Genomic DNA, 26,076 nt, shown 5'->3' on the forward strand with positions numbered 1-26,076 from the left:
CCCTAACGGGAGCCGCCATTTGCACGGGCCCGATTGATGAACTCGTCGCACAGGCCGAGAGAATCCGGGCCAACCACGATGCGTGTGCCTTCACGGAGAGACTTCTCGCAGGCAATGAGGGCTCTCTGGAACCGGAAGAATTCCGGGTCCTTGCCATAGGCGTTGGCGTAAATCTCGGTGGAGAGGGCGTCGCCTTCACCCCGGATGATTTCCGACTGTTCGCGGGCCTGGGCTTCAATCACGGTCTTTTCCCGTTCAGCCTGGGCGCGGATCAGGCGGGCACGTTCTTCGCCCTCGGCCCGGATACGTTCGGCTTCCTGCTTACGCGCTGTCTGCATCCGGCTGTAGACACCGTTTGCCACTTCGCGCGGCAAGTCTGCCTGACGAATTCGTACGTCTACGATGGAAATACCATCATCGGCGAGTTCAGCGGCCACTTTCGAGCGGATATTGTCCATCAGTTCGGCACGCTGACCGGAGATGATTTCCGGCACCGGCACGTCACCCATGACTTCACGGATAGATGCTTTGGTCACATCATTCAGCTGGGTCGAGGCGCGGCGAATGTCGCGAAGGCTCTGATAGAATTTCAGCGGATCGCTGATGCGCCACCGGACGAAAGCGTCAACATCCAGACGGCGCTGGTCCGACGCCAGGACTTCGATGTTCTCGATGTCGAGGCCGAGATTCTTGCGGTCCAGCTTCTCGACGGTCTGGATGACCGGGATCTTGAAGTAGAGACCGGCTTCATCCGTGCCGGGTGGGTTGATGACAGCGCGCGGTTCACCGACCTGAAGGATCAGGGCCTGCTCATCCTGGCGCACGACATAGAAAGAGTTCACGATGGCGACCACGACAATCGCGATCAGGGCAAGTGCCAGCCAGCTAAGGTTACGCATCAGTTCTGTCCTCCGCGGTTACCGGACTGCACCCGGTCCAGCGGCAGGTAGGGCACTGCGCCGGACTGGCTGTCGAGAATGGTCTTTTCAGTGCGCTCAAGCACGCGTTCCATGGTTTCGAGATACATCCGCTCCCGCGTGACGCGTGGCGCCTTGCGGTACTCCTCATAGATCTGTTCGAAGCGAGACGCTTCACCCTGGGCGTCTGCGACGATCTGGTCACGATAGCCTTCAGCTTCCTGGAGCAGGCGCTGGGCCGTACCCCGCGCCTGGGGCACGATCTGGTTGGCGTACTGCGTGGCCTGGTTGATGTTGGTCTCAGCGTCCTGTTCGGCGACGTTCACATCGTTGAAGGCCTCGATGACCTGCTGGGGCGGGTCAGCCTTGTCGATCTGGATACTCAGGATGCGAATCCCGGCGCGATAGTCATCCAGCAAGGTTTGAACCTGTTGGGCGACCTCGTTCTGAACAACGTCCCGCTCTGTGGTGATCACGCTTTGCAGTTTCGTCTTGCCGACGACTTCGCGCATCACCGATTCCGCGACCATTTCGACGGCAATGTCCGGTTGGCGCACGTTCAGAATGTAGTCCTGAGGCGCATCCGGGCGCACGCGCCAGAAGACGGAGAATTGCAGGTCGACGATGTTCTCGTCTTCGGTCAGCATCAGGCTTTCGTCGATGGTCTGGCCGATTTCGGTTTTCCGGCGCGCCTCAACTTCTACCAGTTCGTGCTGTTCGAACGGAGCGGGCAGGTGGAAGTGCAGCCCGGGCCCGAAATTCGTTTGCCATTTGCCAAAGCGGAAGACAGAGGCTTGCTGGCCCGGATCCACCATCACGACGCTGGTGGACAGCCATGCGAGCAGGGCGATACCGGCAATGACGAGAAAGCCTAGTGGACCGAAATTGGTCCCGCCACCGCCTCCGCCGCCGCGGCGATTTCCACCGCCGCCGCCGCGCTGGCGAAAGCGTTCCTGCATACGCCGCATCTGTTCTTCGAGGTCATTGCCCCCGCTGCCGCCAGAGCCGCCAGGCCGGTTCCATGGAGAGTCGCCATCCTTGCCACCTCCATTGTTTCCACCCTCGCCGCCCCAAGGGCCGCTGGATTTAGTCTTGTCATCCCAGGGCATGTGCCCTCCCTGTATTGCTGTGCATGGGTTCTATATAGGCGCTTTGATGATAAGTGCATGCCTGTTTGCAGGCATCAAGAGCAGCGGAGTCGCAGATTTTGTTCGGATCAAAGGATAAATCACGCCGGAAACTCGAGGAAAAGATCATCCAGACCCTCGGGCAGCCCGATTGGCTGGAATCGGTGACCATTGGTGAGGACGGCCGGGTGGTGTTGGTGATCAAGGCCGATCCGGCTCAGCCAGAGGCCGCCGAGGCGCGCCGGATCGAAGCCGAGGGCAAGGTTGAACTGATCTCGGGCGTGAGCTCTGTCAGCAGCGTCCTGACGGCTGAGCGCGCCGCTAGCGCCCCTGCAAAGGAAGTTCACCTGTCTCACACACCCGCCTCGAAACGCGTGCGGAAAGGCGCCCGGCTGTCTGACGACGCCCTGCAGCAGGGCAAGGTGCCGTCTGCCGCGCCAAAATCTTCCATTCCCGGCATTTCCCGCATTCTGGTCGTCGCCAGTGCCAAGGGCGGTGTGGGCAAGTCCACAGTCTCGGTCAATCTGGCCGTGGCCATGGCAAAGGCGGGCATGAAGGTCGGGCTGATGGATGCCGACATTTATGGGCCGTCCATTCCCACCATGCTGGGCACGGTTTCGAGCGAGCCAACCACGTCTCAGGAGAGCGGAAAACTGCTGCCCGTCGAGGCGGCGGGCCTGAAAACCCTGTCGATCGGCTATTTGTCCGACCCGGACGCACCGATGATCTGGCGCGGACCGATTGTCATGTCAGCGATCACGCAGATGCTGAACGATGCCGAATGGGGCACTCCGGAAGACCCGCTGGACATACTCATCATCGACACCCCGCCGGGCACGGGCGATGCACAGTTGACCATAGCCCAACGCATTCCGGTGACCGCGGCGCTGATCGTCACGACACCGCAGGAAGTTGCCCTGGCTGATGTCCGGCGCGGCGCTGCCATGTTCGCGAAGACCGAAGTGCCGGTGCTGGGCATTGTCGAGACCATGAGCTGGTTCGAAGATCCCTCCGGCAACCGGCATTACCTGATGGGGCAGGGCGGCGGCTCGGCCACGGCCAACGCCCTCGGCCTGCCTCTGCTGGCCGAACTGCCGATGCTTCAAGCGATCCGCGAAGGCGGCGATTCCGGCCAGCCAGCAGCGTTGACCGACGAGACAGCGGGCCAGCTGTTTCACGAACTGGCCCGCAAGGTCGCCATCGAACTGGACGGACTGGCGACCAAGCCGACACCCGACATTGTGTTCGAGGACTAGTTCTCGTTGCCGAAATAATTTGTAGCCAATGTCGCAGCCAGACCCATCATGTTCTCGTAGCCGACTGTGTTGTTGTTCAGGATGACGATTACGCCATCCTCATCCGGGACCAGCATGATCAAGCTGAGATATCCGATCAGACGTCCATTATAATAGGTGACACTAACGCTCTGTTCTTCAGAGACGGGGAGCTCAGCAACGATCCAGGCCATTGGCGTGTCGGTATGGAACGCTTCTGCTTCCGCCGCATCCGAATAGATCTTGCCATCGATGACGGCGTGTCCCCATGTGTTCAGGTCGTCCGCAGTGGATACCATGGAGGCAGTGCCGCGGAATAGAACCGGGTTCACGACGGGGATAGTTTCGTAAGTGCCGTCACTATGCTTGAGGTAGTTTACGGCAAGTCCGTCTGGATCCTGATAGAGTTGACCGGTTGCCGTCATGCCGAGCGGATCCAGGATCTGCTTCTGCAGACTGGCCTCGTAGTCCATGCCCGAATGGCGATCAATGATGAGCGCCAACAAGAAGTAATTGACGTTCGAGTACAGATAATCGCTGCCGGGTGTGAACTTCAGATCCAGCCCTTCGACTGCTTTCATGAAGGACTTGTCTGTGAAGGCGCGCTTCACATCATTGTCGAACCAGCCGGGTATGTCGATGTAGTGTGGAATGCCAGACCGGTTTTGCAGCAGGTGGCGGACCGTGACCTTGTCAGCGTAGGGTGCGTCAAAGTCCGGCAGCAATTCAGCCAGCGTCTGATCTAAACCGAGCTTGCCCTCGTCAACCAGCGTCAGAACCAGCGCCGCCGTGAAGCTCTTTGTCATGGAGGCGATGGGAAAACGGGTTTCCAAAGTGATATCTGTGGTGTCTTCTATCGAAGACGTATTTACAGCTTCACGCAGCAGGGTGTCGTCACCCTTGCTGACGAAGAGCGTGCCAGAGAAGGAGAGCTCCTCCAATAGCGTGGAGAGTTCGCTCGAGTCGGCAAACTCGACGCCGTGCGTAGTGGCGTGCGTGTCTGGCGCAGGGAGTTCGGCGGTGCAGCCGGACGCCAGCAGGGCTGCGGCGATTGTCGCGATCAGTCTGTGTTTCATGACGGTTGCAACTAGGGAATGCTCGCGGCCTAGTCCAGCCCCTGGCGTTCGGATTGCCGCTGTTTGCCGGTGGGGGCATTGAGGGCCGGGGGCCGATCCTCGGATATGGAGCACCTAACCACATTTGAGAACCGGCCCCTGGGGCGGCTTAAACTTGTGCGAGGCCGCCATCCACGAAGACTTCGCCGCCCGTCATGTAGCTGCTGTCCTCCGACGCCAGGAAGGCGGCAACAGCAGCCGTTTCTGTCGGATAGCCCAGCCGGCCAAGGGGGCTGGAGGCACCAATCTGGTTCATGGCATCGGCCCCGATGTCACGCATGACAGTTTCGGTTTCGGTTCCGCCGGGCACGAGGACGTTGACGCGAATGCCGGATCCCCGAAGATCCTGTGCCCAACTGCGAGCGAAATTCCGAATAGCGGCTTTCGACGCACTGTAGACACTGAAGGCTGGGGTTCCCATCACGCCGGTGGTCGACCCTGTCAGGATGATTGAGCTGCCAGCTTTCAAGAGCGGTAGCGCTTTCTGAACCGTGAACAGCGTTCCTTTCACATTGACGCCGAAGGTGAGGTCGAACTGTTCCGGCGTGATATCGCCCAGCGCCGCCAGATCGCCCAGCCCGGCATTCGCAAACAGAATATCAATCTGGTCGTGCTCCTTCTCGACCTGAGCATAAAGATGATCGAGATCCTCCTGCCGGGTAACGTCGCCGGGGATGGCACGTGCATTGGGCCCCAATTGCTGAACTGCGTTCTCAAGCACGTCTATCCGACGTCCGAAAAGGTAAACGATTGCGCCGTCATCTATGAAGCGCTTTGCCGTGGCGAGTCCGATGCCGGACCCTCCGCCCGTAATGACTGCGACTTTTCCTTCAAGCTTTCCCATGTCCAATCTCCTTTTCCGCGTTGGAGATGGCTAGCTGGGGAGCAGCTTACTTTTGGACAAGTATGCACTATTTGGTAAGTATCAAAGAAACTTTGGGAGGCAGTACTCGATGAGACCCTTTATTTGCGGACTGGACGCTGCACTCCGTCTGATTGGCGGCAAATGGAAACCGCTGATCCTGTTTTTTCTTGCGCGCCAGCCCATGCGGTATGGCGAACTGAAACGCAGTATCGACGGGGTCAGTGACAAGATGCTGATCCAGCAACTCAAGGAGATGGAACGCCATGGCATTGTCAGCCGCACGGACCATGGCGAAGTGCCGCCGCGCGTAGATTATGCCCTGACCGATTTTGGAAGAGGTCTCAGTGCGGCGTTCGTTTCTTTGTGCGAGTGGGGCGAAGCGCACCAGACCGAGATCACGGAAGCCTTGTTGGAAACAAGCTAGTCTGGCGCTTGTGAAATTGAGACGTCGCAAAGGATGAGCGCGTCCCGGTGGCGTTCAATTCAATCGCCTGCGTTCAATCTTGTCAGATCCCGCTGGCAGCGTGAACATCATTCCGTCTTCGCCCATGATGATCGGCCCGTCATAGGCTTTGGACGTGCCTTTCAGATAGGCGGGATAAAGTAGACGGCTCGGCTGCGCCGGCACGATATGGCTGAGTGCCAGCATGCGAACATTGGCGGCGTGAGCGACTTCTGCGGCTTCAACTGGCGTTGTGTGATAATCCAGAATGTCGTTCATGATCGCGGCCAGCCGCGTCTCGCCATTGGCCGTGAGTTCGTCGCGAACCACACGGACCATGTCGGCGTTCAGGGCTTCGTGGATCAGGAGGTCCGTGCCGTTTGCCAGCGTCACCAGCCGGTCATCTTTCACTGTATCGCCTGAAATCGTGACGGATCGACCTCGATAATCAAAGCGGTAGGCAACCGCAGGCTCAATTGGACTGTGATCCACCGAGACAGCCGAGACGGTCAGCCCATCTCTTTCGTAGACGATTTCCGGTCGTCCTGAAGGCGTGAAGGCGACGGCTTCAGCGCCCTGACCAGAGGGCGAGATCACGTCGGCGCCATGATGCGCGATTCGGTAGACTGTATCCTGAGCATAGGCGTCCGTGAATCCAGCGGCGATCCGCTCGACCCCGTTCGGGCCATGCAGCGCCAACGGTGTCTTGGCGCCGCCTGCTGCCCAATGCTGCAGCATCACTTCACCCAGTCCGTCGATATGGTCGGAATGGAAATGCGTCAGGAAGACGGCCTCCACATTGCCCCATGGCAGACGCAGCTCTCCAAACCGCCGGGCCGAGCCGGAGCCAGCATCTATGATGAAGATGCGATCTCCGGCGGCAACTACGGTCATCGGGCCAACGCGTCCCGGATCCGGCAGGGGAGAGCCGGTGCCGACCAGAATGGCGCTCAATCCATCAGGTGCATCGGCCAGCGCGCTCTGCCCGAGATTGGCCTTTACGGCTGAACGGAACAGGGCTTCGCCGATCTGCACGCTGAACAAGGCGCGCGCACCGAGCAGCAAGGCGATCAGAATGCCTGTGCCGATCAGGATGTACTTCACGATTTTCATGACTTTTCCTCTTCGTGCGTCATATCAGGCGTTGAAATTCAGCTTCAGACCGGGCTCTGGCCAGCGACATTTCGCGAGCTGCCCGGTGCTGGAGAATGTGACATAGGCATCCTGCATATCATCGCCGCCAAACGCGATATTGGTGACGATCAGGTCTGGAAAGGCCGTGTGGTGAAAGTCTCCGCCGGGCGTGATGGTGGTGATGCCGCCATTCAGGATGGTTGCGACACAGACATTTCCTGCCGCGGTCATGGCAAGGCTGTCGAAGTATTGCAGGCCGGGCATCGTGGCCACGACACGGCCGCCATTGAAAGGCGAAGCAGGCTTGATCACACCAGGACTTTCCAGATCGAAAGCCCACATGCGACCAGTTAGCGTGTCGGCCATGTAGACCGTCTGTTCGTCAGGGGAGAGGCCGACACCGTTCGGGCTTGTATAGTGAAAGTCGAGTTCCTTTGCTTCGCTTGCCCCCCTGGCGAGGAAGAACAGGCCGCCAAAATCCCGGTGCCGGGAATAGGTCTTGCCGTGATCGGTGAAGTAGAGGTTCCCAGCCTTGTCGAAGACAAGATCGTTCGGGCCCTTCAGCTTGTGGCCATCGACCGTGTCGAGCACGCGCTCGACCTTGCCGGTGGACAGATCGATCCGCTCGATCCGACCGCCATCATAATCATTCGGGCAATTGCCGGGGATGAGAAGCCCGTCCATCTCGGTGTAGATGAAGCCGCCATTGTTACAGACCCAAAGCGCACCATCCGGCCCGATGGCCAGCCCGTTCGGGCCGCCCCCGGTGTGCGCGATGATCTCTGTCCTGCCGTCTCCCCAGCAGCGGGTGACGCATTTCTTCTCGATTTCAACGACGATGACGCTGCCATCCGCCATGACAACCGGACCTTCCGGAAAGCGCAGGCCGGTGGTGATGATCTCGAATTCCATTGGCTGTTTCCTCCTCGCCATTTTTTGGGAGAAGGTTAGGCGTCTGATTTTCGAAGAACAATGATTGTCCTAGCGGGAAGTGAAAACGCTTACCCGGTCGAGCTGGCGGATCTTGAAGGCGAAATCATTGCCATTGCCGGCGTCATACTGCTCGGCGCTGGTCTCCCGCCAGTCATTGGCATCGAGTTCCGGGAAATAGGCATCGCCGTCTGGTTCTGCATCGACTTCGGTCAGGTAGATGCGGTCGGCCAACGGCAGGGCGAGCTTGTAGATGGCTTCCCCGCCAATCACGAAGACCTTGTCGGCATCTGTACGGGCAGCGACTGCGCGCGCGGAATTGGTGGCGGCGGCAAAGCTGGAATACACGCGGGCGCCGTCGGCATTGTAGGCCCAATCGCGCGTCATCACGATATTCTCGCGGCCTTTCAGCGGACGCACAGGCAGGCTTTCCCATGTCTTGCGGCCCATGATGATCGGACAACCCAGCGTCGCCGTCTTGAAGAACGACAGGTCGCTCTTCAGCTTCCACGGCAGATCACCTCCGGAGCCGATCACATTATTGCGGGCTCGAGCGGCAATCAGGCACAGTTTTACATCTGCCGACATACTGATCGGTTCCAATCTACTTGCATGTAATTTGGCGGCCAGCTCTTGTGACCCCATACGTCTTTGTGACTACATGCAGAGCCGAGTTTGTAGGGTGAATGCAACCTTATTTCTTCAGTTTTCAGGCGGTGAATGACAGTTCCGTTGGGGATGGTTTGGATGCAAACGTTTGTAGAAATTTTAACCAACGGAAATCCTGGTCAGATCGGGTGGGCGTTGCCCGCCATCCTGTTGTCACTATTGGGGATTTGGATGCTGAGAGGGCGCGGCTGGGCGCTGATCTACGTTGCCTTGATTCCCTTTTTGAACTGGTCGTTCGGCATCATTCCGGAGTTCCAGATCATCGAGCCCACGGGTAGCGGCCTGACGGCGCAGGGTATATCGCTGCACCCGATGACGATGGTGACCGGCATGGTGTTCGTGATCCGGGATTTCGTACAGAGGGAAATGGGCCACCGCGTGCTGATCGTGATGGCGATGGCGATTGCCTGGTCGTTCTATTATGCTTGGCCGGTCATTGCGCTGGCCAGCGGGATCGCCTTTGCGATTTCTGAAGGCGTGGATTGGCTGCTCTTCACTTTCACCAAGTATCGCCTCTCCACGCGTATCCTCCTGTCCAGCGCGCTTGCGGCGCCTGTGGATACGACGGTGTTTCTGTACGGTGCGGACCTCGCCAAGCAGATGGAGCTGGGCATGGACCCCGGAAACTCGCTGCACGTCTGGAACTGGGTCGTGTTCGTGATCGGGAAGATGGTTGGCGCGGTGATCGTCTCGGCAATCATCCGGCGGCGGGAAGATCTCGGAAAAGTCGATCCGGCGGCAGCCTGACTGCGCTATCCGGTAATCTCCATATTGCATGAGCCGATAGAGTTCGCATATTTGCGCAAGTATGCAAATAAGGAGTCAAGCATGGCAGACGGCAAAAAGGACTATGGCGCGATAACGGGCGCGATCAATTCGGGCATTACCGGGCTTCGCAATACAGGCGCGAAGGAAACGCTCAATCAGTTCAGCGCCATGTCCAAGGCCGCCTTGGCGGATGGCGCGCTGGATACCAAGACCAAGGAACTGATTGCCTTGGCCATTGGTATCGCGAAACAGTGTGACGGCTGTATCGGCTTTCACACCAAGGCGCTGAAACGGCTTGGCGCAACCGATGAGGAAGTCGCCGAAACGCTCGGCATGACGGTTTACATGGGCGGTGGCCCAAGCCTCATGTATGCAGGCGATGCGTGGACAGCCTGGGAGGCGCTGAAAGACGCCTAGACCGCGACCGGCGCCTTGATATGGGCGTGCGGCTCATAGCCCTCGATCGTGAAGTCTGAATATTCCCAGCCAAACAAATCAGTTTTGTCTGGGTTGAGGACAATGCGGGGCAGGGCGCGAGGGGCGCGCGAGAGCTGCAGCTGTGCCTGTTCCATATGGTTCAGGTACAGGTGCGCGTCGCCGAATGTATGCACGAACTCGCCCGGCTCCAGTCCGGTTGCGCGCGCCATCATCATGGTCAGCAACGCATAGGAAGCGATGTTGAACGGCACGCCAAGGAACACGTCTGCAGAGCGCTGGTAGAGCTGGCAGTTCAGTTTGCCGTCCATCACGTTGAACTGGAACAGGCAGTGGCAGGGCGGCAGCGCCATCTCATTCACATCGGCCGGGTTCCAGGCCGACACGATCAGGCGGCGGGAATTCGGATTGGTGCGGATCTCGTCCAGCACCCATTGGATCTGGTCGATCACGCGGCCGTCTGGCGCGGCCCAGCTGCGCCATTGCTTGCCATAGACCGGACCAAGGTCGCCATTCTCGTCGGCCCACTCATCCCAGATCGAGACCTTGTTGTCTTTCAGGTATTTGATGTTGGTATCGCCCTTCAGGAACCAGAGCAGTTCGATGATGATCGAGCGCAGGTGCAGCTTTTTCGTGGTGACCATCGGGAACCCGTCGGACAGATCGAACCGCATCTGGCGACCAAACACGGCGCGTGTGCCTGTGCCCGTTCGGTCGGCGCGCTCATGGCCATTGTCCAGAATGTCCTGAAGGAGATCGAGATATTGCTGCATGTCAGCCTCTGTCGGGAATCGGTCTTCGGCGTCCATCGTATCACGAAATGATCCCCGACAGGCAAGTCGGCGCAGCTTGATTGCCCGGGTTCGCGGGCATGTTCATGGTAAACGCAGTCTTGTTCTGCAGGGAGCATTTAACGTCTGAACCTGAAGGCACCGGAAATCAGTTCTGCCCACTATCAGCAAAAGGCCACACCGGGCTGGTGACCATGAGGCTGGGGCAGTGAAAACCGGGCGTTTCGGGACATTCTTCAATCGCTTCGCGCGCGATGTGCATGGCAATCTGACCATGCTGACGGCGTTTATCCTGACGTCGTTGATGGTGCTTGTCGGACTGGCAGTCGACCTGGAGTTCATCTTTCGCCAGAAAGCCCGCGTGCAATATGCGATGGATTCTGCCGTCCTCGCAGGCGCTCTTTCTCGTCAGGCGGGCGCAACAAATGCAGAAGTCGTCGCCGATATCCGGCAATATATGTCGCCCCTGATCGACTCGGCAGGCGGTGGCATGAGTTGTACGACCGTTTCAGTCACATTCAGCGATGACAGCGAAGACATTCTCGGCCGCATGAGGTGTACTCAGCCGACCTTCCTGTCGAACCTGATCGGGAATGACGATATGAGCTTCACCGTCAGCTCAACCTCGACTTTCTCGGTAGGGCGGATCGACGTGTCTTTCGTGTTCGACGTGTCAGGGTCGATGAACAGCAACAATCGGCTGTCATCTCTAAAGACCGCCGCGATCACGGCGTTCGACGAATTGCTGCCCGATGATCAGGTGAGAGACGGAACGGTTCGTCTCGGCATCGTCACCTATAACAATGCAGTCAATGCGGGGGCCTATTTTGACAAGGTCACCCGCGGCGTAACCATTCCGGCCGACGCCACGAACAGCGGGGGCATCAGCAACTACAATTCCTATAACAGTGCCCGAATGTACGATCAGGCGACGGGCAAGCGTTTCATGTATTATCAGGACGGAACCTGCACAGAGTCCGATCCTGACGAGTGTGACCAGCATGGCGACTATGATTGGGATGTGGCGCGCTGGTTCTGGGAAGATTCAACAGCGAGAGACACCTGCGTTTACGAGCGCACCGGAACCTATGCAGACAGCGACGCGGCTCCGGGCAGTTTCGCCTGGATTGGGGCGGGCAATCCACGCTGGAACTTCTATGATAGCGACCGCGACAAGTATCGCGGCGAAAACGAGATCGAGAATGGCGGTGCGAACAGCTCGACCGGCGCGCTGGATTTCTACTACGCCACGTGCCGGGAGTCCGGACCCGTTCCTCTCACGGAAGACAAGGACGCGTTGAAGGCACATGTTCAGGCCATGACAGCAAATGGCGGCACGGCGGGTCATCTGGGTGTGGCCTGGGGCTGGTATCTGTTGTCGCCGAATTGGCAAAGCGTGTGGCCGGAAGTTTCAAAACCGTGGGATTATGACGAAGTGAATGTCACCAAGGCGGTCATCCTGATGACGGATGGTGACTTCAACGTGAACCATCCGACTGCCAGCAAGAATTCGTTCCGCCAGGCGATGGACCTCTGTGATGCGATGAAAGCGGAGCCCGCAAATGTGCAGGTATACACGGTTGGGTTTCAGGTGCCGTCCTATGTCCAGAAGACATCCGATGGGCGCACGATCATGGAGTATTGCGCGACCAGCCCATCCTTCGCCTTTGATGCCTCGAACGGGGAGGAGCTGAAGGATGTGTATCGGGAAATTGCTCAGTCGATCTCCGATCTCCGGATCAAGAACTAGGCGTCACTCACCGCCTGGCCGTCCTCGACGCGCACCTTCTGCGCGCGGTCGCCAAAGGCTTCGAAGAGGAAGGCTTCCGTGCCAGTCAGCCAGGCCTGACCGCCAAGAGCGGACAATTCATCAAACAGCGCCGCCCGCCGGTCTGCATCGAGATGCGCCGCTGCTTCGTCGAGCAGGAGCAGGGGAGATGGCCCGGTACCATCCGCGCGAAGCGCTGAGGCCGAGGCGAGGATCAGGCCGATCAGCAACGCCTTTTGTTGCCCGGTCGACGCATCCTTCGCGGGCGCACCTGTCGGACGGTGGATCACGGTCAGGTCGGACCGGTGTGGGCCATCGATTGTTCTGCCGGCGGCGATGTCGCGGCGACGGGTTGTGCGGAATGTATCGATCAGCGCTTCGAAAATGGATTTGAAATCCTTGCCGCGCAGGGCCGCTTCTTCAGTCTTGCCCTCAAGGGCGAGGTCAGCCTTCGGGAAATAGCCTTCAGGCCGAGCATTGATGGCGTCTTGCAGCGCTTCGAGAACGTGCGCCCGGTTGATAGCCATTTCGGCGCCGGCTTCGGCCATACGCGCCTCGATGGCATCAGCCCAGGCCGGGTCCACATGGCCCCGTTCGAGCAGGGCGTTGCGCTCACGCATCGCCTTTTCATACCGGCTGGCGGCGGTGCCATGTGTCGGCATATGCGCCATGACCTGCCGATCAAAGAAGCGGCGTCGGTCTGACGTGCTACCCCGGAACACTCCGTCCATCGCCGGGGTCAGCCAGACGATGCGGACAAGTTCTGCGAGATCTGAAGCCGTGGCGGATGCGCCGTCGATACGAACAGTACGCTTCGTACTTGGGCTGAGCTCAAGGCCAACGCCGATGCGCTGCTCGTCTGCCAGCATCGCCGAAACGGTCCATCCTGCTGGCGCATCCTTGCGGACCATGTCCTGCAGGGTAGCCGAGCGCAGGCCGCGACCGGGGCCGAGCTGGCTCACCGCTTCAAGCAGATTGGTCTTGCCTGCGCCGTTCGCGCCATACAGGCAGACATGACGCCCATCCAGCGGCAGGCTGAGCGACGCATAATTGCGAAAGTCAGTCAGGGTCAGGCGGGTGAGGGCGGTCATTCAGGCTGTATGGCGTGGCCGGGTGTCAGGAGTCGAGACCGTCGTGCCGCCGGAAACGCCGTTGTTCCTTTAGACGCGCAGCGGCATCAGAACGTAGCGCGCGCTGTCATCGGACGGGTCAAGCACGAGGGCAGGCGATGCCGGATCGCTGAACATGAATTCCGCTTCGACCGCTTCGATCTGACCCGCAATATCGAGCAGGTACTTCGCGTTGAAGCCGATCTCCATTGCGTCCGAACCATATTCTGCTTCGAGCTCTTCATTGCCGACGCCGGTTTCGGCATGGTTCACCGCGAGGACCAGCTTGCCATCAGACAGAGACATCTTCACGGACCGCGAGCGCTCTGCCGATACGGTGGACACGCGGTCCACAGCCGCTTCGAAGGCCTTGTTGTCGATGGTCAGCTTCTTGTCGTTCCCTTTCGGGATCACGCGGCTGTAGTCAGGGAAGGAGCCATCGATGAGTTTTGAGGTCAGCACCGCGCGACCGGCGCGCACGACGATCTTCGTGTCGGACACTTCCACATCGATGTCGTCCTCGACCCCATCCACCAGGCGGCGCGCTTCCGCGATCGCCTTGCGGGGCACGATGATGCCTTCAAGGTTTTCAGATCCGGCCGGGGCAGGCAGCTCAGCCAGCGCGAGGCGGTGACCATCTGTGGCAACGGTTCGCAGCACGGCGCTGCCATCATCGGTTTTGGCGCCATGCAGGTACACGCCATTCAGATAGTAGCGGGTCTCTTCGGTGGAGATCGCGAAACGTGTCTTGTCGATCAGACGCGCAAACTCCTTGGCGCCGATCGAGAATTTCGTCGGCGTGTCGTCAGAGCTCATTGTCTGAAAGTCTGAGGCGGGCAGGGTTGGCAATTCGAAGTGAGACCGGCCCGCCGTGATGGCGAGGCGCTGGCCTTCAGGCTGGACTTCCAGCTCGACCTCTGACCCCGCGGGAAGCTTGCGCACCACATCGAACAGCGTTCCGGCCGGGGCGGTCACGGCGCCTTCGCGCGACACGCTTGCATCTGCGCTGTCGACGGCTTCGATATCGAGATCGGTCGCGGTGAGCTTCAACTCTCCATTGCCTGCCTGGAGCAGCACGTTTGAGAGGATCGGGATCGTGTTGCGGCGCTCCACCACATTCTGCACATGGGAGAGTGCGTTCAGCAGGTCGCCGCGTTCAATCGTCAGTTTCATCGTCCGTTCCGTTCGTGGCAGGCCGCCAGAGGTGGCCCTGAATTCTTCATACATGCTCCCGGCTCCGCCCGGAACAGCCATCCGGAACGGAATCGGCCCGCTCTGCAGGGAGAGCGGGCCGAGCACACTTACTCAAACGATCGAAAAAGCCAAGCGCTGATGATGTTTTCAGCGCGATTGCCCTCACCTGCCTAATTCATACCCGCTGCTTGCAGCTCCAGGATCGCTTCGCTGACGGCTTTGATGTGGGCCTTGAGCTCGACATTGTCCTTCAGGGCCTTGGTCACCTTGCGGTGCGCATAAAGGATGGTTGTGTGATCGCGCTTGCCGAAGCTGTAACCGATCTGCGGGAAGGATTTCCCGGTCATCTCGCGGCACAGGTACATGGCGATCTGGCGTGGGTACACCACAGCGCGCGCCTTGCTCGGGCTCTCCATGTCAGTCTTTGTCACGTCGAAGACTTTCATTGTCGCCTTCTTGACCAACTCGATAGATGGCTGGCGCACGTCGCCTTCTGTCCGGCGCACGATCTTGCGAACCATGTCCAGCGTAGGCGTGCGGATACCGAAGGCCGCCTCTGTGTAGAGGTTCCAGATCGCGCCGGTCATTTCACGGGCCTGACCGCGGATGCCGGCATTGAACTCGGCGATCATCTCATCTGTGACAACAAAGTTCGGATGGCCTGACTGAATATGGTCAGCAAGGTCGCGCATGATCTGGTAGCGCATGTTGGCGTCCGGCTCGCCAACCTCGACGGTGGTCGCGCCTTTCAGCTCACTGATCATGCGGGGGCTGAACCCGGTGACGTCACCAGGGGCCTTGTCACCCGCCAGAACGACATGGCCGCCATTCGCGGTGACCTCGCGGATGTTCTGGAACAGCTCCGTCTCTGTGCCCGGCTTGCCGCTGATGCGGTGCAGGTCGTCGATCATCAGGATGGTGGCGGCACGCAGACGCTTCTTCAGGGCGCTGGTGTCCTTCACCTTCACGCCGTCTGTGTAAGAGGAGAGAAATTCTTCCGCAGTGAGGTAGACGACATTGCACTCGCCATCCCGCGCTTCAGCGGCAGATTTCAGCGCGTGAAGGATGTGCGTCTTGCCGGTGCCCTGCAGGCCATAGAACAAGGTTGTCAGCGTGCCGACTGGCAGGCCGGCCGCAATACGCTTCGCCATCTCGACGGCCAGTTCGTTTGCCTCACCCGTGACGAGGGTGCCAAACGACATGACAGGGGCGCCAGTACTGGCGGTGGATGTCTCGGCCTCTGCCTTCGGCGCTGTATCGGTGGCCGCCTCAGTCGTTGCCCAAGGATCGTCGACGATCTCCAGCAGTTCGGCAGGCGCAGTGCGCCAGCAGACCAGCTTGATCGCGCGGCGGGCCGGGTCATGCTCGCGCCAGATGCGCTGGATGGCATGGCGGTGGGCCCCATAGACGCGGTCGAATGACAGCGGATCCCGCGCCGCAATGATCATCTCATTGTTGTACTCGGCAACCAGGCGCAGACCATCGATCCAGCGATCATAGTCAGCCGTGTTGAGGATGGTCGCGAGATGCGCCTTTACGGTCAGCCAGATCTCCTTGCCCGGAGCATTCTTGCCGCCCTGTTTTTTAGTGAAGTCTACGCCAGTTTCTGAATCAAAGAGTCTGTTCCCGTCCATGCCGAGCCCCATTTTCTAGTTATATTTCACCCTGACCAACTGGCACGCAGTCCCCGCCCGAACCGTAGTCCGGTTACACATAAATACTCCGTGTCGGGAGAACTTTTCTGTTGGTGAATTCAAATTACTCAAAGGGGGTTTTGCTGACAAGTGCAACTTTTATGCGACAACAGGTTTTGCTCGCTTGACTCTTAATCCTCTTCCTCAAATCGCAATCAAATCAGGCGTTTGAGAACTGATCTTTTTTTGTGAGTGAGTCGCTCCACACTTTTGTTCACGCCTGTTCTGTCAACAGGGGGCGGGGCATAAGCCTGTGAAATTCCTCTGAATAAGTGCGAGTTTTTTTCTTCCTCTGACAAGCCCTAACATTACTGCAACTCGGACCCTCACAGTCAGGTCAATTTCGCAATCCTTACGAGAAACCTCCAAGTGCAATGAACTTGTTGTTTGGCGGGCTACATTTTGTTGTATTGAGTAGTTGACATGAAAAAACCCGCCTGAGCAGTCAGGCGGGTTTCAAATTTTTACGCAAGAAAGTGTCGCTTAGCCCATTGCCTTGACGCGGGCTGACAGGCGGGAAACTTTCCGGGCAGATGTGTTCTTGTGCATCACGCCCTTGGTAACCGCGCGCATCAGTTCCGGCTGAGCAGAGCGCAGCGCTTCCTGAGCAGCAGACTTGTCGCCAGCCGCGATTGCTTCCTCAACCTTGCGGACAAAGGTGCGCACGCGTGAGCGGCGAGCTTTGTTCACTTCGGTGCGGCGCGCAATCTTGCGGACCATTTTCTTGGCAGAACGAGTATTAGCCATATTAAACTCCTGTGGCCCGAAGGGCTCCCTTCAGGCTGAAGGCGGGGGAATACATAAACGGCGCGGGGGCGTCAACAGCCCAGATGGGCCCCGGCGCAGGAAAATGCAGGTATGATCGGGTGTCCTGCATCACTTGTCTTTGAAGTGGGCCGAGCGTTTCTCGACATAGGCCGCCATGCCTTCCTTCTGGTCGTCTGTCGAAAACAGCGACTGGAACATGCGGCGTTCGAACTGGATGCCCTGGGAAAGGGGGGTCTCGTAGGCGATCTTCACTGCTTCCTTGGTCAGCATTGCAGCGGCCAGAGGCATGGAGGCGATGGTGCGCGCCAGTTCCCGCGCGGCGTCCAGCAGGTCGTCTGCGGGCACGACGCGGCTGACCAGTCCGCAACGTTCGGCTTCTTCGGCGTCCATCATCCGGCCCGTCAGGCACAATTCCATCGTCTTTGACTTGCCGATAACGCGGGCAAGGCGCTGCGTGCCGCCTGCACCGGGCATCACGCCAAGGCGCACTTCAGGCTGGCCGAACCGGGCTGTATCAGCCGCCAGGATAATGTCGCACATCAGGGCCAGCTCACAGCCGCCACCAATTGCATAGCCTGAGACGGCCGCCACAATGGGCTTCCGCGCCCGCGCGGCGCGTTCCCAATTCCGGCTGATGAAGTCTTCATAGTAGGATTCAGGATAGGTCTTCTCCTGAATCTCCTTGATATCGGCCCCTCCGGAGAAAGCCTTCTTGCTGCCGGTCAGGACGATGCAGCCAATATCCGTGTCACTCTCGAACCGGTCGAGGGCGTCGGTCAACTCGTTCATCATCTCTTCGCAGAGGGCGTTCAGGCTCTCCGCACGATTGAGCGTGATGATGGCAAAGCCAGCCTCGGCATCAATCTCGGTGAGCAGCGTATTGTAAGACATTCAAAAAAATTCCTGCTGGTCGCGGTTCGGCGCTGGCATTTCTGTTGCCGCAGCCTGTAATAACAAGGACACTCTACACCCCGTGCCCATGACCGGGAAACCTCCGGGCGTTGTTCCTTTTTCGTCGCGGATATCTCGCGAAGGCGGGCCTATACATCAATCATGACGCATTTGTCATCCATTGCGAGTCATATCGGGCTGACACCTGCGACAAGTGCGGATTGGCTGTTTTCAAGGCAGAGACCTATATCTTGCCCATGACAGATGGCAGCCAAACATCGCGAGACCCGGAACGCAACCGCCTGTCGGGTCGTCTTGCACGAACCGCCAGGGTCGGGGCCAATTTGTCCGGCGCAGGCCTGACCTTTGCCACGCAGAGCCTGTTTGGCGGGGATCAGGGCGATGAGAAAATCGCACGCGCGCTGGCGGCGGCGCTTGGCAAATCCAAGGGGCCACTCATGAAAGTGGCGCAGATGGTGTCGACCATTCCGGATTTCCTGCCGCCGGAATATGCCAACGAACTCAGCCAGCTGCAGGCCGAGGCCCCGGCCATGGGCTGGCCATTCGTCAAGCGGCGCATGCGGGCTGAGCTTGGTGCGGGATGGCTGGAGAAGTTTGCCGAGTTCGAGAAGGAGGCCGCCCATGCTGCCTCGCTCGGCCAGGTTCATCGGGCCACACTGCATGATGGTCGCCAGGTCGCCTGCAAGCTGCAATATCCTGACATGGCGAGCGCCGTGGAGTCGGATGTCGGGCAGCTCAAGACCATGCTCGGCCTGTTCAAGCGGATGGACGGATCGATCGACCCAAGCGCCATGGTCGACGAGATCACAGACCGGCTTCGCGAAGAACTCGACTATGCCCGCGAGGCGAAGCACATGGCGCTTTATGCTCATATGCTGGCAGATCGGGACTTTGTGACAGTGCCGGACCCGGTCCCTGACCTTTCGACTGATCGGCTGCTCACCATGAGCTGGGTATCGGGGCAGCGGCTCGATGCGTTTGAGGATGCGCCACAAGAGGTGCGCAACCGGATTGCGGAAATGCTGTTCTGGACATGGTGGGGGCCGTTTAACGCCTATGCCGTCATTCATGGCGACCCGCATCTGGGCAATTATCAGGTGACGGGGGAGGGCACCGGCCTCAACCTTCTGGACTTTGGCTGCATCCGCATCTTCCCGCCGCAATTCGTCAGCGGTGTCGTGGACCTCTATCGCGCCATCCTCGCGGATGATTTCGACGCAGCCTATGCCGCCTATGAAAAATGGGGCTTCAGCGGCCTGTCGAAGGAATTGGTCGAGGTGCTCAATATCTGGGCGCGCTTCATTTATGGTCCATTGCTGGATGACCGCGTGCGCTCTGTTGCCGATGGAGTTAGTCCCGGCGAATATGGCCGCAAGGAAGCCTTTCAGGTGCGCAGGCTGCTGAAGGAGAAAGGGCCGGTGAAGATCCCGCGGGAGTTTGTCTTCATGGACCGCGCGGCCATTGGCCTCGGCGCGGCGTACCTCCGGCTGGGGGCAGAGCTCAATTTCTACCGATTGTTCAATGAAAGCCTTGAAGGGTTTGAGGTGGATGCGGTGGCCGCGCGCCAGGCGAGCGCCAAGACGGCGGTCGGTCTCGACTGACGCGTGGTTAGTTCTGGCCCTCGCGCAAACTTGGCGCTAATCCGCACTGCATGAGCGACGACCTTACCAGAAACCAGACTTTCGAGACGCCGAAAGGCTATTCCATTCTCCCCTGGCATCGCGGCTTTGGGCGCCAGATTGGCCCGCTGTTCGAAAAGCGGGACGAAACCGGCGTTTACCGCGCGTTCCGGGTGGAAGAATACCACACCAATGGCATGATGAACGCGCATGGCGGCATGGTCATGACCTTTGCCGACATGGCCTGGGGCGCGGCCGTCGAGAAGGATGAGGACACCTGGTGGGTCACCGTTCGTCTTCTGTGTGACTTTCTCTCCGGCGCACCGATGGGCAGCTTTGTCGAGGGCAAAGGCGAAGTCGTCGGCCGTCAGGATGATGTCTTCACCGTTGAGGGGCGCATCTGGACGGGCGACAAATTGCTGATGCGCGGTACCGGCATCTTCAAGGTGATCGAGCGCCGCGATGGCGCACAGAAGCCTTTCACGCGCCCGACGGAAAAAGCCTGACGCCCGCCTGAAAGGTTGACTCTGTCAGGGCGTCTCAGTATCCGCCAACGCGATGAACATTGCACTGCACCACCATCACCATCATTCGTGACGCGCCGACGAGGCGCGAACCGGTCCGGCTGCGCCTCCTGCAAGTGTTCAATCTTCCGAACCAGATCAGATGAGGCAGGCCGACCTCCGGTCCGCGCTGCGTTGACGTGTTGCCTTTCCAATTCTGGCGTCTCCGTCTATGCGGGGCGCGTCGGCAACCAGGACCAGAGACGACCATGAGCGACAAGGACACACCGCCCCTCACAGGCAAGGATCTCGCCCGCAAGCCGCGCGGCTTCCCGGACAAGCGCGAAAGCCTCATCCATGCGCAGGCCGGACTGGTCGAGACCATCACGGGCGTCTACCGCCAATGGGGGTTCGAGGCGCTGGAGACTGGCGCGTTTGAATATGCCGATGCGCTCGGCAAATTCCTGCCAGATGATGATCGCCCGAATGCAGGCGTCTTCGCCATTCAGGATGACGATGAGCAATGGATGGCGCTGCGCTACGATCTGACGGCCCCGCTCGCGCGGTTCGTGGCGGAGGCGGGCCAGTCACTGGGCAAGCCGTTCCGTCGCTATGCCGCCGGGCCGGTCTGGCGCAATGAGAAGCCGGGACCGGGCCGCTTCCGTGAGTTCTGGCAATGCGATGCCGACACGATTGGCGCGCCGGGCTTTCACGCTGATGCGGAAATGATCGCGATGGGCGCTGAGGCGCTGCGCGCGGTCGGGATGGAGACGGGCGAGTTCGTGATCCGCGTGAATACGCGCCGCCTCCTGAACGGTGTGCTGGACGGCGTGGGTGCGACACAGGGCGAAACCCGTCTCGCCATCCTGCGCGCCCTGGACAAGCTGGACCGACTGGGCGTCGAAGGCGTTGCCGATCTGCTCGGCGAAGGCCGTATGGATGAAAGCGGTGACTATACAAAAGGCGCGGGCCTCGGCGCAGCTGAAGTGAAGCGCGTGCTCGCCTTCGCGCAGGCGGGCGCAGACACACGTGCCGAAACGCTCGAGAACTTGGCGAAGGCCACCGGCGACACAGAGGAAGGCAAAACCGGCCTTGCCGAACTGGAAGCCATTGCAAAGGCGCTCGAAGCGCTTGGCGCACCTGAGGGCGATGTCGTGATCGACCCGTCCGTGGTCCGCGGCCTCGAATATTATACCGGCCCTGTCTATGAGGCCGAGCTGCTCCGTGAAGTGACGGGAGAAGATGGTAAGACGTACCGCATCGGCTCCATTGGTGGGGGCGGCCGCTATGATGATTTGGTCGCCCGCTTCACTGGCGAGACGGTTCCGGCGACTGGTTTCTCCATCGGAATCTCCCGGCTTGCTGCCGCGATGCAGATCATGGGCGAGACCGAGAAGCTGGACGGGCCGGTGGTTGTTCTGAATTTCGACAAGGAAGACCCGTCCGTCGCGCTGCAGATCGCAACAGAGCTGCGCCGCGCCGGTATCCGGGCGGAGGCCTATATGGGGGCCTCCGGCATGCGGCCGCAGATGAAATATGCTGACCGCAGATCATCGCCGGCCGCCATCATGGTGGGCGAAGATGAACTCGCCAAGGGCACGGTCACGATCAAGGATCTTGAGATGGGCGCTTTGAAGGCGAAGGCCATCAAGTCCAATGAAGAGTACCGTGAAGCGCGCCCCGGACAGTTTGAGGTCCCGCGTGCTGAAATGGTCGAGGCCATTCGCAAGATTGTCGAGGCCCAGAAATGACACATGATGCACTCGTCGCGGCAGCGCGCGGCGTGTTCGAAGCGACCGGGGCAGAGCGCGTAGATCCGGCCTATATTCTGCCGTCTGATATTCCGCTGGAACTGTCGGGTGAAGCCGTGCGCGCACGTCTGTGCGTATTCTCCGATCATCGCGGGAATGAGATGGTCATGCGGCCGGACCTGACCCTGCCTGTCGCCGGGCAGGAGGCTGAACGCCGGGCCGCAGGTGGTGATGGCGCGAAAGCCTATACTTATGCGGCCCGAGCATTCCGACTGCCCGCCGCTGAAAACGACCCGATGGAGTTCACACAGGTCGGCTTTGAATGGTTCGGTAAGGACAGTAGCGCTGATTCAGATGCCGAGGCATTCGCGCTTGTCCGTGAGGCCGTTGCCGCGTGTGACGTCACGCCAACCGCGACCGAGATGGGGGACCTGTCGATCTTCCCTGCTTTTGTGGATGCGCTTGGTTTGGCCCGGATCACAACCGACCTCTTGAAGCGGGCATTCCGGCAGGAGGGCGGGGTGAGCGATTTGCTGGCTGCCGCGCCTGAGGCTCCCGCTGATGACTTGCAACCTGTGTTGGAGGCTCCCGGCTCGAAAGAGGCCGAGGCCGCCTTCCTGAACGTCTTGTCCGAACGCGGCATTCCCATGATCGGTACACGCAGTGTCGATGAAATCGTGGCGGGTTTGCGGGGCAAGGCGGCGGTTCATGCTGCTGGCGGTGTTCCCGAGGCTGCGCGCGCGGCGTTGTCTGATCTTGCCGGCGTAAACTGCCCGGCAGGGGAGGCAGCAGATGTGCTTGGCGTAATAGCGGGCAAACATGGGCTCGACACGATGAGCAGCGCAATCGAGCGCGTTGCAAAGCGCATGGATGCCATTCTCGCTGCCGTGCCGGGTGTCGCGACAGAGGCGCGGTTCCGGTCAGGCTTCGGGCGTCGGTTCACCTATTATGATGGCTTCGTCTTCGAGACGTTCGGGCAGAATTTGACATCCCGACAGCCCATTGCCTCGGGTGGCCGGTATGACGGGCTGATCGAAGGCTTGTCCCGGTCCAGGGCCGCTGCATCCGGCATTGGCGGAGTCGTCCGCCCGGACCGCATCCTGCGCGCAAAAGGAGAGACGGCATGAGCGTCCTGTCACTGGCGATTCCGTCCAAGGGGCGGCTGAAGGAAAAGTCCGAAGCGTTCCTGATGGAGCAGGGCTTCGAAGTGCGCCAGATCGGCGGCGAACGGGGGTATCAGGCAGAGATCACCGGCCTCGGCGAAGTCGACATGCGGCTCCTGTCAGCGCGAGAAATTGCGCAGGGTATCATCGACGGCACGATCCATGCGGGCGTGACCGGGGAAGACCTGCTACACGATCTCGCGCCGACCGGGCCGGAAGATTTTCACGTGGCAGAGCGGCTCGGCTTTGGCGGGGCGGATGTCATTGTGGCCGTGCCACAGGCCTGGATTGATGTGGACACGATGTCGGACCTGGAGGCTGCGGGCGCGGCCTTCCGGAAGGCCCATCATCGGCGTTTGCGCGTTGCGACCAAGTATATGCGGCTAACGCGGCGCTTCTTCGCGGCGAAATCGGTGGGCGAATACCGACTCGTTGAAAGTGCTGGCGCCACCGAAGCCGCACCGGCCACCGGGGCCGCAGACGTCATCGTGGACATCACCTCCACAGGGGCCACGTTGAAGGCGAACGGGCTCAAAATTGTTTCAGATGGAATAATTTTGAAAAGCGAGGCCGTTTTGGCAGTGTCTGCGAATGCCTCCTGGAGCCCGGCGGCGCTGAAGTCCCTGTCGTTATTGCGCGGTGCAGCAAAAATTGAAAAACTGCTCACATTGAAAAATTTGAATTCACATTCTTGACACACGCCCAAAAGCGCGGCCTTATGACACGGCAAGTTTCTGGGAGGAAACGCTGCAAACGGTGGAAGGCGCGGAAGCTGGTGGAAGCTCTCCGCGCCTTTTTTCATTTCCGGTAATCAAGAGAGTCCACCGAGGCGACCCAGAGCAACGGCTCAGGTGAGGTAGGGGGCGTTTTAGACATTGACCCCGGGCCGCCTCGGCTTCTTGAATAACAATATGCATTTATCGAAAAACGTCAATCAAAATTATCGTTTTTCGATTAAATAATTTTCATGGTTCAAGATAGCTTCACTCAAGTCCGTTTCGGAAAGGGGGCTGCTGCCAGCCCGTGTGTTGACTTCGCCAGGCGGCGCGGCCAAGCGTTGGCCAAATCAGATTTTGCGAACGCATGGGAGTTATCATGAGCGATCCGCGCCAGCACATCATGCCTGTCTACCGGCCACCGGAAGAAGTTTTCGAGAAGGGAGAGGGTCCATACCTCTTCACCGAAAGCGGTACGCGATATCTCGACTTCATTGCAGGCATTGCTGTCAACGCCCTTGGTCATTCGCATCCGGCCATGGTCGACGCGCTGAAAGGCCAGGCGGAAAAGCTGTGGCACACCTCCAACATGTTCCGCGTGCGGGGGGCCGAAGAACTGGCCGACAAGATTTGCCGGGACACGTTCGCAGACCGGGTCTTTTTCACCAATTCCGGCACTGAAGCGGTTGAGTGCGCCATCAAGTCTGCCCGGAAATATCATTGGGCGAATGGCAATGAAGAGCGCATCGACATCATCACCTTCACCGGTGCATTCCACGGTCGTTCACTCGGCGCCATCAATGCTGGTGGTAACCCGAATTACCTTCAGGGCTTTGGTCCGAAGCTGCCGGGCTTTGTGCATTTGGAATGGGGTGACCATGACGCGCTGAAAGCCGCAGCGGCGCAGCCGACGACAGCGGCGGTGTTCGTCGAACCGGTACAGGGTGAGGGCGGTGTCCGCGCCATGCCGGATGCCTGCCTGAAGGGCCTTCGTGAACTGTGCGACGAACATGGCATCCTGCTGATTTATGATGAAGTGCAATGCGGCATGGGGCGGACCGGAAAACTGTTCGCCCACGAATGGGTAGACGGCGCCGCGCCCGACATTCTCTGCTCGGCCAAGGGCATCGGCGGCGGCTTCCCGTTCGGCGCCTGCCTGACAACGGAAACCGTCGGCGAACACATGCAACCGGGCAGCCACGGCTCCACCTATGGCGGCAACCCGCTGGCGATGGCGGTTGGCAATGTCGTTTGGGATATTATTTCTGATGAAGATTTCCTCGCCGAAGTACGCCGTGTTTCGGCTACGTTGACCCAGGGGCTGAAGAGCCTGGCCGACAGCCATCCGGACAAGGTCGAGGCCGTAACCGGCAAGGGCCTGCTCACCGGCCTGAAGATGAAGGCGAACCCGAAAAGCCTGCAAGGCGTGTGTCGCGACAAGAATCTTCTGGTCGGCGTCGCGGGTAACAACGTGCTGCGTCTGGCTCCGCCGCTTGTCATTGCGGATGAACATGTCCGCGAAGCCACCCAGATCATGGATGCAGCGCTGTCTGAGTGGGTGCCGGAGTAAACTGCCGGAGGCCAGCCGAATGACAAAGCTCCGCATAGGGTGCGCCCAGCTTCGGACGGGCGTTGAGATTGAGGCGAACATTGATCACGCCTCGGCCCTGATCCGTGAGGCGGCGGGGAAGGGTGCGCGTTTCATCGCAACGCCGGAGATGACCAATCTGCTGGATATTCGCCCCGGCAAGGCGCGGCCCAAGATCGTTGCCGAGTCAGATGACAAGACGCTGGCAGCGCTCCGTGCGCTGGCGGATGAATTGGGCATTTGGCTTTTGATCGGGTCCATCGCCGTGACGGTGGAGGGCGAAGAACGGCTGGCCAACCGGTCATTCCTGATCGCGCCTGATGGCAGCGTCCGCGCGCGTTACGACAAGATCCACATGTTCGATGTCGAAGTGGGCGACGGGCAGAGCTATCGCGAAAGCCGGTCCTATCGTCCGGGCGAGCGCGCCGTGCTGGCGGAGACAGAGTTCGGCAAGCTTGGCATGACAATCTGCTATGACGTCCGCTTCCCACATCTCTATCGCAAGCTTGCGCAGGCGGGCGCGGAAATCCTCACCATCCCGGCCGCATTCACGCGCGTGACGGGCGAGGCGCACTGGCACACGCTGGTTCGGGCCCGCGCCATCGAGACCGGCAGCTTCGTCCTCGCCCCGGCGCAAGGCGGGAAGCACGAAGATGGCCGTGAGACCTTCGGTCATTCCCTGATCGTCTCCCCTTGGGGCGACGTGCTGGCGGAGAAGGCAGACGATGAACCGGGTGTGATCGTGGCGGACATTGATCTGGATGCCGTGGCGAAAGCGCGGGCGCGCATCCCTTCGCTCGGGAATGATCGGAAACTCTGACGGC

Annotated in this window: 25 protein-coding genes; 12 read left to right on the forward strand and 13 right to left on the reverse strand. The window is 59.7% G+C overall.

Annotation, left to right across the window (positions count from 1 at the left end; genetic code table 11):
- Positions 1–2: 2 nt before the first annotated feature.
- Positions 3–899, reverse strand: coding sequence for a protease modulator HflC (gene hflC, locus HF931_RS07370; RefSeq protein WP_035547085.1), 897 nt, complete (start codon positions 897–899; stop codon positions 3–5).
- On the reverse strand, positions 899–2,026 hold the full coding sequence (gene hflK / locus HF931_RS07375; protein ID WP_035547081.1) for an FtsH protease activity modulator HflK: 1,128 nt from the start codon (positions 2,024–2,026) through the stop codon (positions 899–901). The genes hflC and hflK overlap by 1 nt, the downstream gene beginning before the upstream one ends.
- Before the next feature lie 98 nt (positions 2,027–2,124).
- Between hflK and HF931_RS07380 the strand changes: the two genes are divergently transcribed.
- Positions 2,125–3,300 (forward strand): Mrp/NBP35 family ATP-binding protein, encoded by a 1,176-nt coding sequence (locus tag HF931_RS07380; RefSeq protein ID WP_273242796.1) that lies wholly within the window; start codon positions 2,125–2,127, stop codon positions 3,298–3,300.
- Here HF931_RS07380 and HF931_RS07385 read toward each other — a convergent pair.
- Positions 3,297–4,394, reverse strand: a complete 1,098-nt coding sequence (locus HF931_RS07385; protein ID WP_273242798.1) for a serine hydrolase domain-containing protein — start codon at positions 4,392–4,394, stop codon at positions 3,297–3,299. The genes HF931_RS07380 and HF931_RS07385 overlap by 4 nt on opposite strands.
- Before the next feature lie 148 nt (positions 4,395–4,542).
- Entirely contained in the window at positions 4,543–5,277 is a 735-nt protein-coding gene (locus tag HF931_RS07390; protein WP_273242800.1) for an SDR family NAD(P)-dependent oxidoreductase, read from the reverse strand.
- Between the two features lie 109 nt (positions 5,278–5,386).
- Here HF931_RS07390 and HF931_RS07395 point away from each other — a divergent pair, with 109 nt between their 5' ends.
- Positions 5,387–5,722, forward strand: coding sequence for a winged helix-turn-helix transcriptional regulator (locus HF931_RS07395; RefSeq protein ID WP_035547067.1), 336 nt, complete (start codon positions 5,387–5,389; stop codon positions 5,720–5,722).
- 54 nt (positions 5,723–5,776) lie between these two features.
- Here HF931_RS07395 and HF931_RS07400 read toward each other — a convergent pair whose 3' ends face one another.
- From HF931_RS07400 to HF931_RS07410, 3 genes are all read right to left on the reverse strand, one after another.
- Positions 5,777–6,853, reverse strand: coding sequence for an MBL fold metallo-hydrolase (locus HF931_RS07400; RefSeq protein WP_273242802.1), 1,077 nt, complete (start codon positions 6,851–6,853; stop codon positions 5,777–5,779).
- 24 nt (positions 6,854–6,877) lie between these two features.
- Positions 6,878–7,786: an SMP-30/gluconolactonase/LRE family protein gene (locus HF931_RS07405; RefSeq protein WP_273242804.1), complete on the reverse strand. Its 909-nt coding sequence runs from the start codon at positions 7,784–7,786 to the stop codon at positions 6,878–6,880.
- Positions 7,787–7,855: 69 nt separating this feature from the next.
- Positions 7,856–8,392, reverse strand: coding sequence for a dihydrofolate reductase (locus HF931_RS07410; RefSeq protein ID WP_273011522.1), 537 nt, complete (start codon positions 8,390–8,392; stop codon positions 7,856–7,858).
- Between the two features lie 159 nt (positions 8,393–8,551).
- Here HF931_RS07410 and HF931_RS07415 point away from each other — a divergent pair, with 159 nt between their 5' ends.
- Together HF931_RS07415 and HF931_RS07420 are read left to right on the forward strand one after the other, a co-directional pair.
- Complete coding sequence (locus HF931_RS07415) at positions 8,552–9,220, forward strand: hypothetical protein (protein WP_273242806.1); 669 nt, start codon at positions 8,552–8,554, stop codon at positions 9,218–9,220.
- Between the two features lie 81 nt (positions 9,221–9,301).
- Positions 9,302–9,658, forward strand: a complete 357-nt coding sequence (locus tag HF931_RS07420) for a carboxymuconolactone decarboxylase family protein (protein WP_035547055.1) — start codon at positions 9,302–9,304, stop codon at positions 9,656–9,658.
- Here HF931_RS07420 and HF931_RS07425 read toward each other — a convergent pair.
- Positions 9,655–10,449: a thymidylate synthase gene (locus HF931_RS07425; RefSeq protein WP_035548145.1), complete on the reverse strand. Its 795-nt coding sequence runs from the start codon at positions 10,447–10,449 to the stop codon at positions 9,655–9,657. The two genes, HF931_RS07420 and HF931_RS07425, sit on opposite strands and share 4 nt — an antisense overlap.
- 226 nt (positions 10,450–10,675) lie before the next feature.
- On the opposite strand from HF931_RS07425, the gene HF931_RS07430 reads away from it, so the two are divergent.
- Positions 10,676–12,217 carry a TadE/TadG family type IV pilus assembly protein gene (locus tag HF931_RS07430; RefSeq protein ID WP_273242809.1) on the forward strand — a complete coding sequence of 514 codons (1,542 nt, stop codon included), beginning with the start codon at positions 10,676–10,678 and terminating at the stop codon, positions 12,215–12,217.
- Here HF931_RS07430 and recF read toward each other — a convergent pair.
- The 5 genes from recF to HF931_RS07455 form a co-directional block, all read right to left on the reverse strand.
- Complete coding sequence (gene recF / locus HF931_RS07435; protein ID WP_273242810.1) at positions 12,214–13,326, reverse strand: DNA replication/repair protein RecF; 1,113 nt, start codon at positions 13,324–13,326, stop codon at positions 12,214–12,216. The two genes, HF931_RS07430 and recF, sit on opposite strands and share 4 nt — an antisense overlap.
- Positions 13,327–13,395: 69 nt before the next feature.
- Positions 13,396–14,517 carry a DNA polymerase III subunit beta gene (gene dnaN, locus HF931_RS07440; protein WP_273011514.1) on the reverse strand — a complete coding sequence of 374 codons (1,122 nt, stop codon included), beginning with the start codon at positions 14,515–14,517 and terminating at the stop codon, positions 13,396–13,398.
- Between the two features lie 191 nt (positions 14,518–14,708).
- On the reverse strand, positions 14,709–16,172 hold the full coding sequence (locus tag HF931_RS07445; protein WP_273242813.1) for a DnaA ATPase domain-containing protein: 1,464 nt from the start codon (positions 16,170–16,172) through the stop codon (positions 14,709–14,711).
- Positions 16,173–16,715: 543 nt separating this feature from the next.
- Positions 16,716–16,979, reverse strand: a complete 264-nt coding sequence (gene rpsT / locus HF931_RS07450) for a 30S ribosomal protein S20 (RefSeq protein ID WP_035547047.1) — start codon at positions 16,977–16,979, stop codon at positions 16,716–16,718.
- 129 nt (positions 16,980–17,108) lie between these two features.
- Positions 17,109–17,891 (reverse strand): enoyl-CoA hydratase, encoded by a 783-nt coding sequence (locus HF931_RS07455; RefSeq protein ID WP_035547044.1) that lies wholly within the window; start codon positions 17,889–17,891, stop codon positions 17,109–17,111.
- A gap of 257 nt (positions 17,892–18,148) precedes the next feature.
- Here HF931_RS07455 and HF931_RS07460 point away from each other — a divergent pair, with 257 nt between their 5' ends.
- The 7 genes from HF931_RS07460 to HF931_RS07490 all read left to right on the forward strand — a co-directional run bounded on the left by HF931_RS07460 (position 18,149) and on the right by HF931_RS07490 (position 26,072).
- Positions 18,149–19,513, forward strand: coding sequence for an ABC1 kinase family protein (locus HF931_RS07460; protein WP_276912501.1), 1,365 nt, complete (start codon positions 18,149–18,151; stop codon positions 19,511–19,513).
- A 50-nt stretch (positions 19,514–19,563) separates the two neighbouring features.
- Positions 19,564–20,037: a PaaI family thioesterase gene (locus tag HF931_RS07465; RefSeq protein WP_273011508.1), complete on the forward strand. Its 474-nt coding sequence runs from the start codon at positions 19,564–19,566 to the stop codon at positions 20,035–20,037.
- A 266-nt stretch (positions 20,038–20,303) separates the two neighbouring features.
- A complete protein-coding gene (hisS, locus tag HF931_RS07470; protein ID WP_273242818.1) occupies positions 20,304–21,785 on the forward strand; it encodes a histidine--tRNA ligase in 1,482 nt (493 codons plus the stop codon).
- Positions 21,782–22,912: an ATP phosphoribosyltransferase regulatory subunit gene (locus HF931_RS07475; RefSeq protein WP_273242820.1), complete on the forward strand. Its 1,131-nt coding sequence runs from the start codon at positions 21,782–21,784 to the stop codon at positions 22,910–22,912. The genes hisS and HF931_RS07475 overlap by 4 nt, the downstream gene beginning before the upstream one ends.
- Positions 22,909–23,643 carry an ATP phosphoribosyltransferase gene (gene hisG / locus HF931_RS07480; RefSeq protein ID WP_035547031.1) on the forward strand — a complete coding sequence of 245 codons (735 nt, stop codon included), beginning with the start codon at positions 22,909–22,911 and terminating at the stop codon, positions 23,641–23,643. Before HF931_RS07475 ends, hisG begins: the two co-directional genes overlap by 4 nt.
- A gap of 400 nt (positions 23,644–24,043) precedes the next feature.
- Entirely contained in the window at positions 24,044–25,234 is a 1,191-nt protein-coding gene (locus HF931_RS07485; protein WP_273242822.1) for an aspartate aminotransferase family protein, read from the forward strand.
- 19 nt (positions 25,235–25,253) lie between these two features.
- A complete protein-coding gene (locus tag HF931_RS07490) occupies positions 25,254–26,072 on the forward strand; it encodes a carbon-nitrogen hydrolase family protein (protein WP_273011499.1) in 819 nt (272 codons plus the stop codon).
- The last annotated feature ends 4 nt before the right edge of the window (positions 26,073–26,076 follow it).

The sequence above is a fragment of the Hyphomonas atlantica corrig. genome (assembly GCF_017795365.1).
In the GTDB taxonomy this organism is placed as follows: Bacteria; Pseudomonadota; Alphaproteobacteria; order Caulobacterales; family Hyphomonadaceae; genus Hyphomonas; species Hyphomonas atlantica.